Source organism: Azospirillum sp. TSH100 (assembly GCF_004923295.1).
GTDB lineage: Bacteria > Pseudomonadota > Alphaproteobacteria > Azospirillales > Azospirillaceae > Azospirillum.
Map to the genome: position 1 here is coordinate 512,174 of NZ_CP039637.1, position 18,448 is coordinate 530,621.

Here is an 18,448-nt window from a genome sequence, read left to right on the forward strand (position 1 = left end):
ACTCTGAAACAAGGGCGGGAGTGGAGGGCTGGCCTCACGACAGCCCATACTTCCTGATCTTGTCGTGCAGCGTGGTCTTGGCCACCTGCAACTCCTCCGCGGCGCGGGCGAGGCTGTGGCCGGTGCGGCGCAGGGTGTCGGCGATGAGCGCGCGTTCGAAGGCTTCCACCGCCTCGGCCAGCGGGCGGGCGGGCGTGGGGTGGGCAGTGGCGAAGGGGGGGAAGCCCTGTTCGATTCCGAGAACGCAGCGGTCCGCGACATTGTGCAGCTCGCGCACGTTGCCGGGCCAATCGTAGGCCATCAGGCGGCGCATGCGTTCGGCATCCGGTGGCGGGAGCGGGCGGCCATGGCGGGCGGCGGCCTGGAGGATGAACTGCTCGAACAGCAGCGGGATGTCCTCGCGCCGGTCGCGCAGGGGCGGAAGCGGCAGATTGGCGACATTCAGGCGGTAATAGAGGTCGGCGCGGAACTGCCCGCGGTCGGCCAGCTCGCGCAGATCAACCTTGGTCGCGGCGATCACCCGGCAATTGACGGGGATCGGTGTGTTGGAGCCCAGCCGTTCCAGCGTGCGCTCCTGAAGCACGCGCAGGAACTTGATCTGCACCGGCATCGGCATGCTCTCGATCTCGTCGAGGAACAGGGTGCCGCCGTTGGCGTGCTCCACCTTGCCGATGCGGCGCTTGCCGGCCCCGGTGAAGGAACCGGCCTCATGGCCGAAGATTTCGCTGTCGATCAGGCTTTCCGGCAGACCGCCGCAGTTGATGGCGACGAAATTGCCGTCGCGGCGCGGGCTGGCCTCGTGCAGGCAGCGGGCTGCGAGTTCCTTGCCGGAGCCGGTCTCGCCATGGATCAGCACGTCGGCGGCCGACGTGGCAAGCTCGCCGATCAGCCGGCGCACCCGTGCCATCTGCGGTGATCCGCCGACCAGCCTTGCCTCGATGCTGTCGCGGTTCTGCAAACGGGCGCGCAGGTCGCGCACCTCCAGAGTCAGGCGGCGCTTCTCCAGGGCGCGGCGCACCACCTCGACCAGATAGTCGGGGGAGAAGGGCTTCTCGATGAAGTCGTGGGCGCCCAGCTTCATCGCCTGCACCGCCATCGCCACGTCGCCATGGCCGGTCATCAGCACCACCGGCAGATCCGGGTCAGCGGCCAGCAGCTCTGCCAGCAGAGCCATTCCATCCATGCCCGGCAGGCGGATGTCGGTGACAACCACGCCCGGAAAACCCTCCACCACCAGCCGGCGGGCCTTCTCCGCGCTGTCCACCGCCTCGGTCGGGATGTCCTCCAGTTCCAGCGCCTGCTGGCAGCCGAGGCTGACGTTCGGGTCGTCCTCGACGATAAGGACCTTCAGGGGCAGGGCCTTCAGGGTGGGGGCGGCAGAGTCGGACATGGGAAATCTCCGGCCTGGACGGCGGTCGGGTCGGTGGGCAGGGTGGCGGCGGGCAGGTCGATGGTGAAGACCGCTCCGCCATCCGGACCATTCGCCCCGGTCAGGGCGCCGCCGAAGTCACGCACGATCCCGGCCGAGATGGCAAGCCCCAAGCCGAGCCCGCCGCCGCCTTCCTTGGCGCCGTCCTTCGCTGCCTCCTTGGTGGTGAAGAAGGGCTCGAACAGGCGGGGCAGCACCTCGGCGGGCAGACCGGGGCCGTTGTCGGCCACCCGGATCAGGACCCGGCCATCCGCCGTCCGTGCCGTCAGCGTCAGCCTGCCGCCCGTCTGACCGACCAGCGCGTCCAGTCCGTTGGCGACCAGATTGACCAGCACCTGCTCCAGCCGGTTGGGATCGCAGAGTGCGGCGACCTCCTCCGCCACATCGACCTGAACGGCGACGCCGGACCGACGCAGACGCTGGTCGAGCAGGAACAGCGCATTGTCGATCGGCCGGCGCACCGCCACCGGGCGGAGGGCGCCGGAGGATTTGCGGGCGAAGGATTTCAGCTGGCTGGTCAGCGCGCCCATGCTGTCCACCAGATGGGCGATGCGCTCCAGATTGCCCTGTGCGGCGTCAAGGTTGCCGCGCTGGAGGAACTTGACCGTATTGCCCGACAGGGTGCGGAGTGCCGCCAGCGGCTGGTTCAGCTCATGCGCCAGTCCGGCGGACAGCTGGCCGATCACCGCCAGTTTGCCGGCATGGACCAGCTCGTCCTGGGCGGCGCGCAGGTTGCGGGTGCGCTCCTCCACCTTGCGCTCAAGGTCAAACAGGTGGCGGCGGCGCTGCATCCACATCAGCAGCAGGATGCCGAGGAAGGCGCTGCCGACCGCGGCCAGGGCGGCCTGGGCCCAGGCCATGCCGGTCACCTGATCGACCGGCGACAGCACGGTCATCGTCCAGCCGGTGCCGTGCAGCGGCGCGGTCTGGGCCAGGAAGCCGCCGGACACCGGGAAGACCGTCTCCTCCAGCTGTCCCTCGGCCGGGCGGGAGAGGCGCACCAGCTCGGCATCGGCGGCGATCCGGTCCTGCGGCATCAGGCCGAGCGGCGCCAATGTGCGGGCGTTGTATTGCAGGGTCTGGTCGAAATGGCGCCGCGTCGGCTCGTCCATCGGCCGCAGGGTGGTGAATTTCCAGGATGGGACCGAGGCCAGGATCACCACGCCGTTCTCGTCGGCGACCAGGACCGGCGCCTCGACCGTCGACCAGGACTGTTCCAGCTGCTCCAGGCTGACCTTCACCACGGCGACGCCGACGATGGCGCCATCCTCCGTCAGGGGCGAGGACAGGTAATAGCCGGCCTCTCCCCGCGTGGTGCCGACGCCGAAGAATCGGCCCTGGCGGCCGGCGGCGGCCTCGACGAAATAGGGGCGGTAGGACAGGTCCTCGCCGATGAAGCTGTCGGTGCGGTTCCAGTTGCTGGTGGCCAGCACCCGGCCCCGGCGGTCCATCACATAGATCGACAGGGTGCCGGCCCGCTCGTTCAGCCGTTCCAGATAGCGGTTCAGCCCCCAGGCCAGCGGCGCCCGCCCGGTAACAAGGTCGAGGACATCGCGCTCCAGCCCCAGCGTGGCCGGGAAATAGGCGTATTTGTCGATCTCGCGTTCCAGGCTCTCGGCATAGAGGTCGAGCCGGTGGCGTCCGGTCTCCCGGAGGGCGGAGAGTCCCATCCCTTCGCTGACGCGGAAGCCGACAATCCCGGCAAGCATGGCCAGACCGGCGAGCGCCGGCAGGAGAAGGCCGATGGTGCGGAGGCGTCTTGCTGCGGGCATGAAAAAGGCGGGCAGGGAAAGGGACCGCCGCATCATAGCAGAAGCCCCCGTCCCATGGCCCGCCCGTCTTCCAGGCTGCTTTTTCAGAGCACCCGTCCGTTACTCGGCCGCCGCCGGGGAGGGGATGGCGGCGCCGGCCTCCTCCTCGTCCTCTTGCCCGCCGATGGCGTTCTCCCACTTGGCGACCACCGTGGTGGCGATGCCGTTGCCCAGCACGTTGGTGGCGGTGCGGCCCATGTCGAGGAAATGGTCGATGCCCATGATCAGCAGCACACCGGCCTCCGGCAGATGGAACATCGGCAGCACCGCGGCCACCACCACCAGCGAGGAGCGCGGCACGCCGGCGATGCCCTTGCTCGACACCATCAGCACCAGCAGCATGACGATCTGCTGTTCCAGCGACAGCGGGATGCCATAGGCCTGGGCGATGAACAGCGACGCGAAGGCCGTGTAGATCATCGAGCCGTCGAGGTTGAACGAGTAGCCGAGCGGCAGCACGAAGCCGATCACCCGCTCGCGCACGCCGAGCGTCTTCAGCTCCTCCATCACCCGCGGATAGGCCGATTCGCTGGACGCGGTGGAGAAGCCCAGCAGCATCGGCTGGCGCATCGCCTTGACCACGCGGAACACGTCGCCCTTCAGCACGACGAAGCCGGCGAAGACCAGCACCGCCCACAGCACCGCGAGCGCCACGTAGAAGCTGCCCATGAACTTGCCGTAGACCAGCAGCACGCCAAGCCCCTGGATGGTCACCACGTTGGCGACGGCGGCGAAGACGCCGATGGGGGCGAAGCGCATCACATAGTCGGTGACCTTCAGCATCACCGGCACGACCTCTTCGATCGAGCGGGCGAGCAGGCCGGCCTTGGTGTCGCGCAGCTGGCCGATGGCGAGGCCGACGAAGACCGAGAAGATCAGGATCTGCAGGATCTCGTTGTTCGCCATCGCCTCGAAGAAGTTGCGCGGGAAGACGTGGGTGAGGAAATCCTTCAGGTTCAGGGCGGAAGTCTTCAGCCCGGCGCTGGCCGCCACGTCGGGCAGCGGCACGCCGACATTGGCGCCCGGATGCAGCAGGTTGGCGAAGATCAGCCCGATGAACAGCGACGCGAAGGACGCCATCAGGAACCAGCCGACCGCCTTGCTGCCGATGCGGCCGACGGTGCGGGCGTCGCCCATGCCGGCCATGCCGGCGACCAGGGTGGCGAAGATCAGGGGCGCGATGATCATCTTGATCAGGCGCAGGAAGATGTCCGTCACCATCGCGAAATAGCCCGCGATCTCCTTGGCGGTGGCCGCGTCGAACAGGCTGTTGCAGACATAGCCGGTGACAATGCCCAGCAGCATGGCGACGATGATCAGCGTCGTCTGTTTGTTCATGGTCCTGTTACCTCACCTTGTCCCGCCCGCCTTTGCGCGCCGGCCGGGTTGCGGTCGATGGGAGCCGGCCCCGAACGGGTCGGAGCCGGGTGGCGGAGCGGATCAGCCGGCAGTGGCCAGCAGTCGCGGCTGGGTCAGCACTTCCGGCCGCAGCACTTCGGCCAGGGCGGCGGCGGTCATCAGGCCGCGTGCCTCCACCAACTCGGCAACGCCCTTGCCGGTGCGGTGGGCCTCTGCGGCCACCTCGGTGGCGTTGGCATAACCGATGTAGGGGTTGAGCGCGGTGACGATGCCGATGGAGTTGCGCACGCTCGCTTCCAGATGGTCGCGATTGGCGGTGATGCCGTCGACGCAGCGGTCGGCCAGCACCAGGCAGCCCTGGCGCAGGTGGGTGATGCTCTTGAACAGGCTGTGGGCGATGATCGGTTCGAAGGCGTTCAGCTGGAGCTGGCCGGCTTCGGCGGCGAAAGTGACGGTCATGTCGTTGCCGATCACCTCGAAGGCGATCTGGTTGACCACCTCGGGGATCACCGGGTTGACCTTGCCCGGCATGATCGAGGAGCCGGCCTGACGCGCCGGCAGGTTGATCTCGCCGAAGCCGGCGCGCGGGCCGCTGGACAGCAGGCGCAGGTCGTTGCAGGTCTTGGACAGTTTCACCGCCACCCGCTTCAGCACGCCCGACAGCTGGACAAAGCTGCCGCAATCCTGCGTCGCCTCCACCAGATTGGGGGCGGTGACCACCGGCACGCCGCTGATCTCGGCCAGACGGCGGCAGACCAGTGCTGCGTAGTGCGGATGGGCGTTGATGCCGGTGCCGATGGCGGTGGCGCCCAGGTTGATCTCGCGGATCAGCAGGGCGGCCTCCTTCAGCCGCTCCTCATCCTCGGCCAGCATGACGGCGTAGGTGGAGAATTCCTGGCCCAGCGTCATCGGCACGGCGTCCTGCAGCTGGGTGCGGCCCATCTTCAGGATGTCGCGGAACTCGTCGGCCTTGCGCTGGAAAGCTGCGCGCAGATGGCCCATCGCCTCCACCAGCCGGAAGATGCCGGTGTAGGTCGCCAGCTTCAGCGCCGTCGGATAGACGTCGTTGGTCGACTGGCTCATGTTGACATGTTCATTGGGGTGCAGGTGGGCGTAGGCGCCGCGGCCATGCCCCAGGATTTCCAACGCCCGGTTGGCGATCACCTCGTTGGCGTTCATGTTGGTCGAGGTGCCGGCGCCGCCCTGGATCACATCGACGACGAACTGGTCGTGCAGCTTGCCGGCGCGGATCTCGCGGCAGGCGGCGGCGATGGCGTCGGCCCGTTCGGCGTTCAGCAGCCCGAGTTCCTGGTTGGCGGCGGCGGCGGCCATCTTGATCTCGGCGAGTGCCCGGACCAGATCGGGGTAGTGGGAAATCGGAGTGCCGGTGATCGGGAAATTCTCGACAGCGCGCAGGGTGTGGACCCCGTAATAGGCGTCGGCCGGGACCTCGCGGTCGCCCAGCAGGTCGTGTTCGGTGCGCGTTGTGGCAGGCATCGGACGTTTCGCTCCCTTGGTTGAAACCGCCCCGTCTTCGCGGGGCGCAACCTTTAAAAAGCAACCGCCATGCCAGCGCACGCGGGCAGGGCGTCGCAGCCTAAGCTCTTGATCTTCCTGTGTCTGATTGTTGGCGAGAACCGCGGACGTTCGGATTTCCGAATGCGCCCCTTCCCGGGCGTTCGGAAATCCGAACGGGACGCGGGACTTTCCCACGGGTTATTCGCCGAGGCGGCCGCTCCAGTCCTCCACCCTGCCGCTCTCCACCCGACGCCGGGCCAGCGTGCGCCAGCCGGTGGCGAGCGGTTCCAGTGCGGCGATGCCTGCCAGGGTCGGGAGGTCGCCGGTGTCGTGGTAGAAGGCGCGCAGGATGCGGGCGAGCGGCCAGTCGGGCCGCGGGCGGTCGATCAGGGCGATCCCGTCGCCGGCGGCGGCGGTGCCCGGTTCCAGCACGCGATAATACCAGCCGGTCCGGCCGGTGGACTGAACCCGCCGCGCCATATCGGCCACGCCGAAGCGGTGGTTCAGCTTCCAGCAGGGCTGGCGCCCTTGGCTGACCTGCACCGTCGCCGTGCCGAGGTGGAAGACGTCGCCGACACAGACCGTTTCCTCCGTCAGGCCGAGGGTTGAGATGTTCTCGCCGAAGGCGCCGACGCTGTCCAGCAACGGTGCCGGGGCGGGCAGGTCGCCACGCCAGGCCGCATAATGGTCGAAGGGGTAATGGTGGATCGCCTTGTCCAGCCCGCCATGGTTGCGGCGGTCGGCCTGTTCGTCGCCCTCCAGCCCGCTCGGACCGATGGCGACAGCGTTGTCGACCGGACGCTTGCCAATGGCGCTGAGCGTGTCCGGGCGGCCGAACGGGACCGCCTTGCCGGTCAGGATCGCGTTCAGCGCGATGGGCGGCGGCGTGGGGTTTGACATTGGCCAGTCTCCTTTTTTCCGGTTCTTATTTTTGTGGCTGCCGCCTTGCCGGGACGGCAAACCGCGCTAACTCAGGTATCGCTTCACAGCCGGGAACCGCCAAGGTGCCGCCGCGGCAGGTCAGCAATGCAGGCCGTGCCATCGCTTTTCATCTTGCGAATTCAGTCAGCCGCGAAGAGGGATTCTTGCAATATGCAAGAGCCGGTGAGCCAAAACGAAAATAAATATCGAGACGAAATTAATTTTTTAAATATATTAGAGACTAAAGCGCTATAATAAATTGGTCGTTACCGGGCCGATTTGGTTAATGAGCGCGCAGTGCATTTCAATTATGCAGATGCGCTGTTCAGTATTTCCATAAGGATGACGGATCCGTCTGCATGCCCATGGATAGGGTATGACCAGCTGCCACCCGTCGATCTCTTGCCAGGAATTTCTCTCAAATACAGCAGAGTTGATTCAGTCCCTGTGCCGTCACCGGCGCAATTGCAACCTCTTGGGCAATCGCGTTTAGATGTTCCTGTGGCACAGTTGGTGCAGACCCCTCCATCCGTTGGTCGCATGGGCAGATGGAGGACGATATGGCCGGGTCCACAGGTGAAGCGTCTACGGGTGGAATATTCGCGAACATCGGAATTGGGCAGAAGATTGCCATCGGCTTCGGCGCGGTTCTGCTGGTCATGATGGGACTTGCCAGTCGCAGCTATCTGTCCTTCAGCAATGTCGATGATCAGTTTGAGACTTATCAACACGGCGTTGCGGTGATGGATGTCGCCTCCGACATCGAGATGGAGGTGCTGACCATGCGCGGCGCCGTCCGCGAGTTTGCGCTGAGCGGCAGTGCCGACCGGGAAAAGATCGCCCGCGAGGCGATCGAAAAGCTGCGCGGCAGCTTCGAAACGGCCTACCGGCTGGCCCGCGATCCCGAACTGAAATCCGGGCTCGCCCGCGCCAAGGACCAGCTGGGCATCTATGTCGACGGCTTTCAGCGTGTCGCGCCGATGCAGCATGAACTGATGGGGCTGGTGGCGGATATCCTGGATCCGTTGGGTCTGAGCGCCCGTGTCGAACTGGACAAAATCCGCGGCGAGGCAGCGGCGGCGGGCGACAACGCGACGGTCGCCCATGCCTGGGAGAGCATGGAATTCCTGATGATGGCGCGGCTGGCCACCAACAAGATGCTCGCCCGCCACGACGACGAGTCCGCTGGAAAGGCGGAGGAGGCGTTCAGCACGCTCGATCAGCTTCTCCAGCGACTGGCGACCTCCGCCGCCGGCCGGCCCTATGCCGAAAAGGTCCGGAGCCTTCAGGGCACGGTGACGCGCTACCGCACCGGCTTCGCGCGGACGAAGGAACTCAGCCACGCCGTCACCGGGCTGATCAACGGCGAGATGACGCAGGCCGGCACCGCCGTCACCGAAGAAGCCAAGACGATCAGCCACAGCGCCCTGGCGGATGCGGATCGGATCCGCCGGTCGACCCTGGCCGACATCTCCAGCACGGAAGATCTGATCCTGCTGCTGTCGGTCGGCGGGCTCCTGGCCGGCCTGGTCTGCGCCATCCTGATCAGCCGCGCCATCACCCGGCCGGTGACCGCCATGACCGGCACCATGGGGGAACTCGCCGCCGGCAGGCTGGACATCGCCATCCCCGGTGCCGGACAGAAGGACGAGATCGGCGCCATGGCCGCCGCGGTGACGGTCTTCAAGGAAAACGCGCTCACCGCCCGGCGGCTGGAAGCCGAACAGCGGGCCGAGCAGCAGCGCAAGGAGGCCCGGTCGGCGACGGTCGACCGGCTGGTCGTCGAGTTCGAGGATGCCGTCACCGAAATCCTGCGCACGGTGTCCTCGGCCTCCACCGAACTTGACAGCACCGCGCACCTGATGAACGCCACGGCCGAACAGACCAGCCGCCAGTCGACCGCGTCGGCCGGCGCGGCTGAGCAGACCTCTGCCAATGTGCAGACGGTCGCCACGGCGGCCGAGGAAATGGTGGCGTCGCTGCGGGAGATCGCGCGGCAGGTCACCCGCTCGTCCGCCATCGCCAACGAGGCGGTCACCCAGGCCGAGCATACAGACGCCACGGTTCAGGGGCTGGCCCTGACCGCCAGGAAGATCAGCGACGTGGTCGCCCTGATCTCGACCATCGCCGGGCAGACCAACCTGCTGGCCTTGAACGCCACCATCGAGGCCGCCCGTGCCGGCGAGCATGGCAAGGGCTTCGCCGTCGTCGCCTCGGAGGTGAAGAGCCTGGCGGAACAGACCGCCCGGGCCACCGACGAGATCACCGAGCAGATCGCGGCGATCCAGTCCGCCACCGGCGGTGTGGTCGAGGCGATCCGCGTGAATTCCGGCATGATCCGCCAGATGAACGAGATCACCGCGGCCATCGCCTCGGCGGTGGAGGAGCAGAATGCCGCGACCGGCGAAATCACGCGCAGCGTGACCGAAGCGGCGACTGGCACGCAGGAGGTCGCCCGCAACATCCAGCAGGTGATGGAAGCGACTGGGCATACCGGCGCCGCAGCCGCCCAGGTTCTGAGCGCCGCGAGCGAACTGTCGCACCAGTCTGAAACGCTGCGGACGAATCTCGAGAGCTTCCTGACCAACATCCGGGCGGCATGATCGGGCGCCTTGCCGGGCGGGCGGTTGTCCGGAGGCTGCCGGGTGGCGCAGTCTCCGGATGCCGCTAGCCCAGCTTGTGGACGAAGTGGTGGCAGCCGATCTGGTAGCGCTTTCCCATATAGACGCGATGGGCGCTGCTGCGCTCCGGACCGACGCCGGAATCGAGGTGCAGCGCCTTGCACTCCAGCCTTTCGGCCTCGGCCTTTGCCCAGTCCAGGATGACGGAGGCATAGCCACGGCCGCGATAGTCCGGCAGCGTCGCCATGTCGACGATGTAGAAGGACTTTCCCAGCCACAGCGAATATTGCAGGCGGAAGCCCAGGACACAGGCCGCCGGCCCGCCCGGCTCGGGCAAGATGCCGGCAAGGCGGTAGCCGTTCGGTCGCAGCACCGTGTCGATGATTCGCGTCATTTCCCCGGCATCGTACTTCGGCCAAAGCACCTGCAGAGCCGGTACGGCCAACTCTGTGTTCCCTTCGGAAATTTCGATAATGTCCGGCTGCACGCTTTTTCCTTCCGGTCCCGGCTTCTCCATATTTTCCATGATACCAAAAGGCGCAATGACCGTGTTGCAGTGGCCGCGTCCGATCGCCGCCGGTCTGCAATGCGGGGTGGAAGCGTCCGTTCAGCCGACGGCGGTGAGAACGATCTTGCCCTGAAGATGGCCCGTGGCGGCGCGCTCGTGCGCCTGCCGGGCATCGGCGAGCGGGAAGATGCTGTCGATGGCGACGTGGATGGAGCCGTCATCCAGGAGGCCTGCGATTTCCGTCAGCTGTGTACCATTGGAGCGGACCTGCGTCGCCGAAATCGTGACGCCGCGGTCTTCCGCCTCTGCGGCAGCGTCGAGGCCGAGCGGGAAAATGGGGAACAGGGCGCCGCCGCGCTTCAACGTCGCCAGGAAGCGGGCGGAGGACGGACCGCCAACCGCATCGACGACGAGATCGACCCCGCGCACGACATCTTCGGCTTTGGTCCTGGTGTAATCGATGACCTCGTCCGCGCCGAAGCCGCGCAGAAGCGCCTCGTGCCGGCCGGATGCCACGGCGATGACGCGCGCCCCCCGCCATTTCGCAAGTTGCAGGGCGAGATGTCCGACCCCGCCGGCGGCGCCATTGACCAGCACCGTCTTACCGTCGAGCGGCACCGGCTGGTGCTGGTGCGGCTGAAGCGGGTTCGGCTCGTCATGGCCGAGATCGATCAGGAACTGCCAGGCGGTCAGCAGCGACATCGGGGCCGCGGCGGCATGCACATGGTCGATCCCGGCCGGCTTGCGCCCGACTTCCATCGCCGGTGCGGTGACATACTGCGCATAGGCGCGGCTGTCGCCTGCGAGGCCGGCGGGAAAGCGGATCATCGCATAGACCTCGTCGCCGGCCGCGAAGGTCCGCACATCGTCGGCGACGGTCTCGACCACGCCGGACACGTCGGTTCCGACGATCACGGGGAAGGAGACCTGCGGCTGCCATTCGGGTGGAAGCATGCGGTAACCGTCGCGCAGGTACCAGTCGGGAGGATTGACGCCGACTGCATGGACGCGGATCAGAACCTCCCCCGGCTTCGGTTCGGGCTTGGGCGCATCTTCGTAAACCAGAACCTCCGGGCCGCCGAAGGCATGCAACCGGACCGCTTTCATCGTCTTGCTCATCATGGTCTCCGTCGAGGGGCGTTGGGATTGGATGAGCATATGACGGGCGGTTCCATGTTGATAATCGGCCTCGATATCACTTTACTGATGTCATGAAGGAACAAATTGCCCTGGAACGGCTGACCGGACTGCTCGCCTTCGCGCGGGCCGGATCGCTCGGCAGCTTCACCGCCGCGGCCCATTCGCTGTCGATTTCGCCCTCGGCCGTCAGCAGGAGCGTGCAGCGGCTGGAGCAGCGGCTGGGGGTGTCGCTGTTCACCCGCACGACGCGCTCGCTGACGCTGACGGCGGAGGGGCGTGAGTTGCATGAGCGCGCGCTGAGGCTGCTGCGCGATGCCGAGGAGATCGAGCAGGCGGCGATGGCGGCCCGCTCGGAGCCGTCCGGCACGCTGCGTGTCGCGGCATCGCTGCCGATCGGCGTCCATGTCATCGCCCCGGCATTGCCGGCATTCCGGCGGCTCCATCCCAAGGTGACGGTCGACCTTCGCCTGAGCGATCGGATGGTCGACCTGATAGAGGAGGGGATCGACGTCGCGGTGCGGATCGGCGAGCTTGCCGATTCAAGGCTGCTGTCGCGCCGGCTGGCGCCGCATCGGTTCTGCTGCTTCGCGGCACCAGCCTATCTGGCGGCGCGCGGGACGCCAGCCCACCCGAACGACTTGGACGGGCACGACACCGTCAGCCTGCGCTATCAAAGCACGGGGCAGACGTTGCGCTGGCCGTTCCGGATCGGCGAGCGGCTGGTGGAGGTCGTGCCGCCTTCCGGCATCGTCGTCGACGTCAGCGACGCGCTGGTGGCGGCACTGGCGGCCGGCGGCGGCATCGGCATCGCCGCCACCTTCATCACCGCCCCCCTCGTGGCGCGCGGCGAGCTGGTTCCGGTGCTGTCCGACTTCGCCGTTGAGCGGCACAACATCACGGCGCTCTGGCCGGAAAGCCGCCGCACCAACCCGGCGGTGCGCGCCTTCCTGACCCTGTTGCAGGAGGTGTTTCGGGAGCGGATGGCGGCGACCGGGTGACACGGCAGGGCGAGCCCGGCAGGATGACCCTAGCCCCCACTTCACTCCAGCGGCTTCAGTTCGCCCAGCAGGGTGGGCAGCAGTTCGGCGACGGTCGGGTGGATGTGGACGGCGCGTTGCAGGGCGGGGTAGGGCGCCTTGGCGTACATCATGTCGAGCACGCCGTGGATCGCCTCGTCACCGCCGGGGCCGAGGATGGCGGCTCCCAGGATCTCCCGGCTGTCGGCATCGACGACGATCCGCATGAAGCCCTGCGCCTCCCCCTTTTCCACCGCACGGCCGACACGGGTCATCGGGCGCTGGCCGACCAGCGCCCGCCGGCCGGAGCGGCGGATGGCATCGTCGGTCATGCCGACGCGCGCCAGCGGCGGATCGGTGTAGAGCGCATAGGCCTGGATACGGTCATCGACGCTGCGCGGATCGCCGTCCAGCAGGTTGGCGGCGACGATCTCGAAATCATTGTAGGCGGTGTGGGTGAAGGCACCGCGCCCGTTGCAATCGCCCATCGCCCAGATGCCCGGCACATTGGTGCGCAGCGTGTCGTCCACCGTGATGAAGCCGCGGGAATCCGTCACCACGCCGGCGCGGTCGAGGCTGAGGTCGTCGGTGTTCGGCGTACGGCCGACCGCCAGCAGCACGTGGCTTCCCACCACCGATGGGCTGCCGGACTCGCAATTCACCCCGACCTCGATGCCGTCGGCATGCGGAGCGAAGCGGATGCAGTCGGCCGACAGGCGGACGGTCACCCCCTCCTCCACCAGCAACTCCCGGATCGCGTCGGACACCTCGGGGTCCTCGCGGCCGATCAGCCGCTTTCCCTTTTCCACCACCGTCACCTCGGCACCGAAGCGGCGGTACATCTGGGCGAATTCCAGCCCGATATAGCTGCCGCCGACCACCACCAGATGCCGCGGCACATGGTCGAGGTCGAGGATGGTGCCGCTGGTCAGGACATCGACGTCGCGCACCCCGGGCATGTCCGGAACCGTGGCGCGGGCGCCGACATTGAGGAAGATGCGCTCTGCCGTCAGGAGCTCGTCGCCGATGCGCACGCTGGTGGGCGATTCGAAGCGGGCATGGCCCTGCAACACCCGGCAGTTGGGCATGCCGCGCAGCCAGCGTTCGACATTCTGGCGCGAGCGGCCGGACACGGCGTCCTTTCGTGCCTTGACCCGGGCCATGTCGATGCGCACTGGCCCGTCCAGCATGATGCCATATTCGGTGGCGCGCCGCGCCATCCGGGCGACACGGGCGCTGGCGATCAACGTCTTGGTCGGGGTGCAGCCGGTATTGACGCAGGTGCCGCCGAACAGCTTGCGCTCCACAACCGCCACGCTCATTCCGGCGGCTGTGAGGCGCTCTGCGAGCGGCGGCCCGGCCTGGCCGGCTCCGATGATGATGGCGTCGACCATGGCGGGCTCCTGCAGCCGAAAGGGTTCGTCAGGGGAATGCGCAGGCGGGAATGGTAGCGCCGCCGCCGGGCATCCTCCAAGCGAACCAAGGTATGACTGGCGTCGGCCTGTCCGGATCGTTCAAACCATCGTCAGATCCTTGCAACAGCCGTAGGGCGTCCGCAGTCAGTCTGCCTCAACCGGAACCAGAGCCGGCCCGTACCGGAACCGGCAGGGCACGGCGCGGGATGGGGTGGATCGCAGGGGGGCGGACGGCCGGTCGAGCGCCGTTTTGGCCTGCTGTCGCTCGCCTGCGCGGTGTTCGTCGTCGACACCTTCACCGACATCGAAAGCGCCATTGCCGTTCTCTATGTCCTGGTCCTCCTGCTGGCTGCCACCGCGCTGTCGCGGCGGGGTAACTTCGTAGAGCGGCAGCAATCAGCCTTTCAAACGGTTATGTATAGGACAGGACCGAATGGGAGACGAGGCATGACGGTCGCATCCGACGCAGGAGTTGTCCGGATCGGAATGGAGGCGCCATGAGCTTCCTGATCCGCCTGCTGCTGTTCGTCTTGCTGGCTCTGCTGCCGGTCTGTGCGCTGGAGGTCTGGAACCAGATCGATCTGCGCCGCGAGCGATCGGAGGAAATCCACGACCATGCGCGGCAACTGCTCAGCCTGCTGGGCGGCGAGCAGCAGCGGCTGGTCGAAGGCGTACGCCAGATGCTGGAACTGCTGTCGGAAACGACCTCGGCACAGACCCTGGACGCGACGGGATGTCAGGCGCTGCTGACGCGCACCGCCGCGCGGATCCCTGAATATCTGACCGTCAACCTCACAGGGGCGGACGGGATCATTCTTTGCTCAACCAATCCGGGCCTGCGCGGTCGGACCATCGCCGATCGGATGCATGTGCGCGCCGCCCTGGAAAGCGGTGGCTTCACCGTCGGTGAATTCATCCGGCAGCGGCACGATGGCAAACCGGCAATGCCGTTCGGCCTGCCGATCCGGCGTAATAACGCCGATGGCCGGACGATCGGCGTGGTCACGGCGCTGATCGATCTCGGTTGGCTCGAACGCTACCTGTCGGAACATCCGCTGCCCGACAACGCCGCGCTGATGGTCGCCGACGGCAATGGTGTCGTGCTGGCCCATGCGCCCGCAATGCCGGGGGCGGTCGGCATGCCTCTGCCGCCCCGCTTCCGCCCTCTGCTCGACGCCGATTCGGTGGGCACGGCCCAATTGATGGGGATCGACGGGGTGGAGCGGGTGTTTGCCTATGTTCCTCTGTCGGCCGGGGTCCGGCACATCTTCGTGGCCATCGGCATCGACCATGACGCGGCGATGAGCGGCATCGACGACGCGTTGGAGCGGTCGCTGGTGTGGATCGCCGCCACGCTGCTGCTCGGCCTGCTGGCGGCGTTCCTGATTGCCAGGCGGCACCTCTATCAGCCGGTCGCCGCCCTGATCGCGGCGACGGAGCGTTGGCGGGCCGGCGACCATTCCGTCCGTGTCGGCGCGGTGGACGGTCCGGAGATGAGCCGTCTCGGGTTGGCGTTCGACGCGCTGGTCGCCGATCTCGACCGGCAGATGCAGGCCAATGACGAGGCATCCGCCGCCTTCCGGGCCAGCGAGGAACGGACGCGTGCGCTGGTGGAGAACGCCCCTCACATGATGTGGGTGAACCGGCCCGACGGCACGTTGGAGTATGTCAATGCCGCCTTCCGCGCCTATACCGGCCGCATGACGACCGAGGCCAACCGGATGGACGATCTGCATCCGGAGGATGTCGAGCGAATTCAGGCGGTCCGGCGGTCGGCGATTCCCTCCGGCCTGCCGCACACGTATGAACTGCGCCTGCGCCGTGCCGACGGCGCCTACCGATGGCATCTCAGCCGTACTCATCCGATCCACCAGGGCGGCCGTATCATCGCGTGGTTCGGCGGCGCCGTAGACATCCACGACATTCACCGCGCCCGCGACGCGGCGGAGGAGGCCGGCCGGTCAAAGAGCCGCTTTCTGGCCGCCGCCAGCCACGATCTGCGTCAGCCGATGCAGTCGATCCTGCTGTTCGCCGAGGTGCTGCGCCCGCATCTGAGCGAGGGGCCCGGTCTGGACGCGCTCGGCCGGCTCCAGCATGGGCTTGAAATCCTCAAAGGGCTGCTGGACGGCCTGCTCGACATCTCCCGCCTCGACGCCGGCATCGTTGCGCCGCAGCTGGAGGAGTTCCACACCTCCGACCTGTTGAGAAATCTGAATGACGCTTACGCCCCGCTGGCTCATGAAAAGGGCCTGGGATGGCGGGTGATGCCCTGTCACACCGTGATCCGCAGCGACCGGGTGCTGCTCGGCCGCATGCTGCGCAATCTGGTCGAGAACGCCATCCGCTACACCGACCAGGGCGAGGTATCGGTCGAGTGCCGCGTCGAGGCCGATCATCTGGTGATCGGGGTGCACGATACCGGATGCGGCATCCCGACCGACCAGATCGACCGGGTGTTCGAGGAGCTTTATCAGGTCGACAATCCCGAGCGTGACCGCAACCAGGGGCTTGGTCTTGGGCTGGCGATCGTCCGCCGTCTGTCCGACCTGCTGGACCATCCCGTCACGGTCCGCTCGCAACCCGGCGAGGGCTCGCTGTTCAGCATCGCGGTGCCGTTGGCGGAACAGGGCTTCGCCCAGGCGTCACAAGCGGGGGAAACGGCGCCCGCCGACATGGCACCGGCAGCGCCCGAGCGGGAGGAGCGGGAAGAACGGCGGCTGGCGGTGGTGGTGGACGACGACCCCATCGTGCTGGCGGGAATGGAGAGTCTGCTGCGCGCCTGGAGGTTCGACGTGATCGCCGCCGAGTCCGCCGATCTTGCGATCGAGGAACTGGAAGGGGATGGACGGCGACCGGACATCCTCGTCGTCGACTACCGCTTGCGGGACAAGCGCATCGGCACGGAGGCGATCCTCCGCATCCGGGCGATGCATGGCATGGAGATTCCCGGCCTGATCGTCACCGGGGAGATCGGCACGGAGCCGCAGAACGATGCCCTCACCCATGGCTTCGACCTGCTGCACAAGCCGGTCACCCCCCGCAACCTGGCTGCCGCGCTCAGCCGTCACCTGGCGGCGGCGGACGGGGACGCACGCTTCCCGGCCGCCAATGCGGCTTTGTGATCCGCGGCATTTTTCAGGCCGCCGCCTCGCTCCGACGGAACATTTTTGTTGTGCCGTGTTTGTCTGGGGAGATGGAACCCAAGGAGCCGTTGGTGCCCAAGCCGATCCCGATCGAGAAAGTGCAGACCGGAATTCCCGAATTCGATCTGATTTTGCGCGGCGGGTTGCCGCGAGGACGAATACATCTTCTGGAGGGCGCACCCGGCACGGGCAAGACGACCATTGCCTTGCAGCTTCTGATCCAGGCGCGCAGCGACGGCAGGAAAGGGCTGTACATCACCCTGTCGGAAAACGCGGCGGAGCTGGAGACGACCGCCGCCAGCCACGGCTGGTCGCTTGACGGCTTTCCGGTGTTCGACATCGTGCCCATCGAAGCGCAGCTGGATCGCCAGCAGAGCGTGCTCTACCCGTCCGAGGTCGAGCTTGGCGAGACCATTCGTCTGATCATCGACCGCATCGAGCGGGAAAATCCGGAAATTCTCGTGATCGACACGGTGTCGGAACTGCGGCTGCTCGCCCAGGACCAGCTCAGCTACCGCCGGCAGATCCTGGCCCTGAAGCAGTTCCTCCAGGGCCGCCGCTGCACCACTCTGATCCTCGATGACCTGACCCATCAGGACGGCACGACCGATCTGCACAGTCTGGCGCACAGCGTGATCGTGCTGGAACAGATCGAACGCACCTATGGCGCGGCGCGGCGGCGGCTGCGCATCGCCAAGATGCGGGGGGCGGATTACCAGAGCGGCTGGCATGATTTCGCCATCACCAGATCCAATGTCCTGGTCTTCCCCAGCCTGATCGCCGAGGAGCACAGGAGCGACTTCGAGCCGGCCACCATGGAAAGCGGCCTGCCAGCCCTGGACGAGCTGATGGGCGGTGGCCTGACGCACGGCACCACCACGATGCTGGTGGGGCCGTCGGGCGTCGGCAAATCGTCGATCGCGCTGCAATATGTCACCGCGGCATTCAAGCGCGGCGAGCACGCCGCCTACTTCTCCTTCGACGAGAATTTCAAGACTCTGGAGTTGCGCAGCATTGCGCTCGGCATCGACATCAAGGATGCGGTCGAGCAGAACCGGGTCGGCTGGCAGCGCGCCAACCCGTCCCGCCTGTCGCCCGGGCAATTCGTCTGGCAGGTCCGCCGCGAGGTCGAGGACCGCGGCGCCCGCATCGTCGTGATCGACAGCCTGAACTCCTATCTCAGCACCATGCCGGAGGAGAAGGCGCTGACGCTCCAGATGCACGAGCTGCTGACCTATCTGAACAACAAGGGCGTGGTGACCATCCTGGTCCTGGCCCAGCAGGGAATCATCGGCGACGTGCAGAATCCGGTGGATCTGTCCTTCATGAGCGACACGGTGGTCCTGCTGCGCTTCTTCGAGGCCGGGGGCGAAGTGCGCAAGGCGATCTCCGTGGTCAAGAAGCGCACCGGCATCCACGAACTGTCGATCCGCGAGTTCCGCCTGTTCCCGGACGGAATGCAGGTGGGGCCGCGCCTGATGGACTTCCGCGGCGTGCTGACGGGGGTGCCGGACTATCGGGGCCCGGCGGAACCGCTGCTCAATGGTCGGGGCGAAGCCGGGTGAGC

At 66.9% G+C, this 18,448-nt stretch carries 12 protein-coding genes; 4 read left to right on the plus strand and 8 right to left on the minus strand.

What is annotated here, in order from left to right:
- Positions 1-34: 34 nt before the first annotated feature.
- The 5 genes from E6C72_RS23840 to E6C72_RS23860 all read right to left on the minus strand — a co-directional run bounded on the left by E6C72_RS23840 (position 35) and on the right by E6C72_RS23860 (position 7,017).
- Complete coding sequence (locus E6C72_RS23840; protein ID WP_109084156.1) at positions 35-1,390, minus strand: sigma-54 dependent transcriptional regulator; 1,356 nt, start codon at positions 1,388-1,390, stop codon at positions 35-37.
- Positions 1,363-3,201, minus strand: a complete 1,839-nt coding sequence (locus E6C72_RS23845) for an ATP-binding protein (RefSeq protein WP_109084297.1) — start codon at positions 3,199-3,201, stop codon at positions 1,363-1,365. The genes E6C72_RS23840 and E6C72_RS23845 overlap by 28 nt, the downstream gene beginning before the upstream one ends.
- Before the next feature lie 99 nt (positions 3,202-3,300).
- Entirely contained in the window at positions 3,301-4,578 is a 1,278-nt protein-coding gene (locus tag E6C72_RS23850) for a dicarboxylate/amino acid:cation symporter (RefSeq protein ID WP_109084155.1), read from the minus strand.
- 102 nt (positions 4,579-4,680) lie between these two features.
- Positions 4,681-6,096 carry an aspartate ammonia-lyase gene (gene aspA, locus E6C72_RS23855; protein ID WP_109084154.1) on the minus strand — a complete coding sequence of 472 codons (1,416 nt, stop codon included), beginning with the start codon at positions 6,094-6,096 and terminating at the stop codon, positions 4,681-4,683.
- 219 nt (positions 6,097-6,315) lie between these two features.
- Positions 6,316-7,017 (minus strand): MOSC domain-containing protein, encoded by a 702-nt coding sequence (locus E6C72_RS23860; RefSeq protein WP_109084153.1) that lies wholly within the window; start codon positions 7,015-7,017, stop codon positions 6,316-6,318.
- A gap of 581 nt (positions 7,018-7,598) precedes the next feature.
- On the opposite strand from E6C72_RS23860, the gene E6C72_RS23865 reads away from it, so the two are divergent.
- The gene (locus E6C72_RS23865) at positions 7,599-9,641 is read left to right on the plus strand and encodes a methyl-accepting chemotaxis protein (RefSeq protein ID WP_247875470.1); all 2,043 of its coding nucleotides are present in this window, start codon (positions 7,599-7,601) and stop codon (positions 9,639-9,641) included.
- 64 nt (positions 9,642-9,705) lie between these two features.
- Here E6C72_RS23865 and E6C72_RS23870 read toward each other — a convergent pair whose 3' ends face one another.
- Positions 9,706-10,053 carry a GNAT family N-acetyltransferase gene (locus E6C72_RS23870; RefSeq protein ID WP_247875469.1) on the minus strand — a complete coding sequence of 116 codons (348 nt, stop codon included), beginning with the start codon at positions 10,051-10,053 and terminating at the stop codon, positions 9,706-9,708.
- 213 nt (positions 10,054-10,266) lie between these two features.
- Positions 10,267-11,289 (minus strand): NADP-dependent oxidoreductase, encoded by a 1,023-nt coding sequence (locus E6C72_RS23875; protein ID WP_109084296.1) that lies wholly within the window; start codon positions 11,287-11,289, stop codon positions 10,267-10,269.
- Positions 11,290-11,378: 89 nt separating this feature from the next.
- Between E6C72_RS23875 and E6C72_RS23880 the strand changes: the two genes are divergently transcribed.
- Complete coding sequence (locus E6C72_RS23880; protein WP_109084150.1) at positions 11,379-12,305, plus strand: LysR family transcriptional regulator; 927 nt, start codon at positions 11,379-11,381, stop codon at positions 12,303-12,305.
- Between the two features lie 41 nt (positions 12,306-12,346).
- On the opposite strand, the gene E6C72_RS23885 is transcribed toward E6C72_RS23880, so the two are convergent.
- Positions 12,347-13,717 carry an FAD-containing oxidoreductase gene (locus E6C72_RS23885; RefSeq protein WP_109084149.1) on the minus strand — a complete coding sequence of 457 codons (1,371 nt, stop codon included), beginning with the start codon at positions 13,715-13,717 and terminating at the stop codon, positions 12,347-12,349.
- Positions 13,718-14,235: 518 nt separating this feature from the next.
- On the opposite strand from E6C72_RS23885, the gene E6C72_RS23890 reads away from it, so the two are divergent.
- Together E6C72_RS23890 and E6C72_RS23895 are read left to right on the plus strand one after the other, a co-directional pair.
- Entirely contained in the window at positions 14,236-16,860 is a 2,625-nt protein-coding gene (locus E6C72_RS23890) for an ATP-binding protein (RefSeq protein WP_109084147.1), read from the plus strand.
- 92 nt (positions 16,861-16,952) lie between these two features.
- Positions 16,953-18,446, plus strand: coding sequence for an ATPase domain-containing protein (locus tag E6C72_RS23895; RefSeq protein ID WP_247875468.1), 1,494 nt, complete (start codon positions 16,953-16,955; stop codon positions 18,444-18,446).
- The last annotated feature ends 2 nt before the right edge of the window (positions 18,447-18,448 follow it).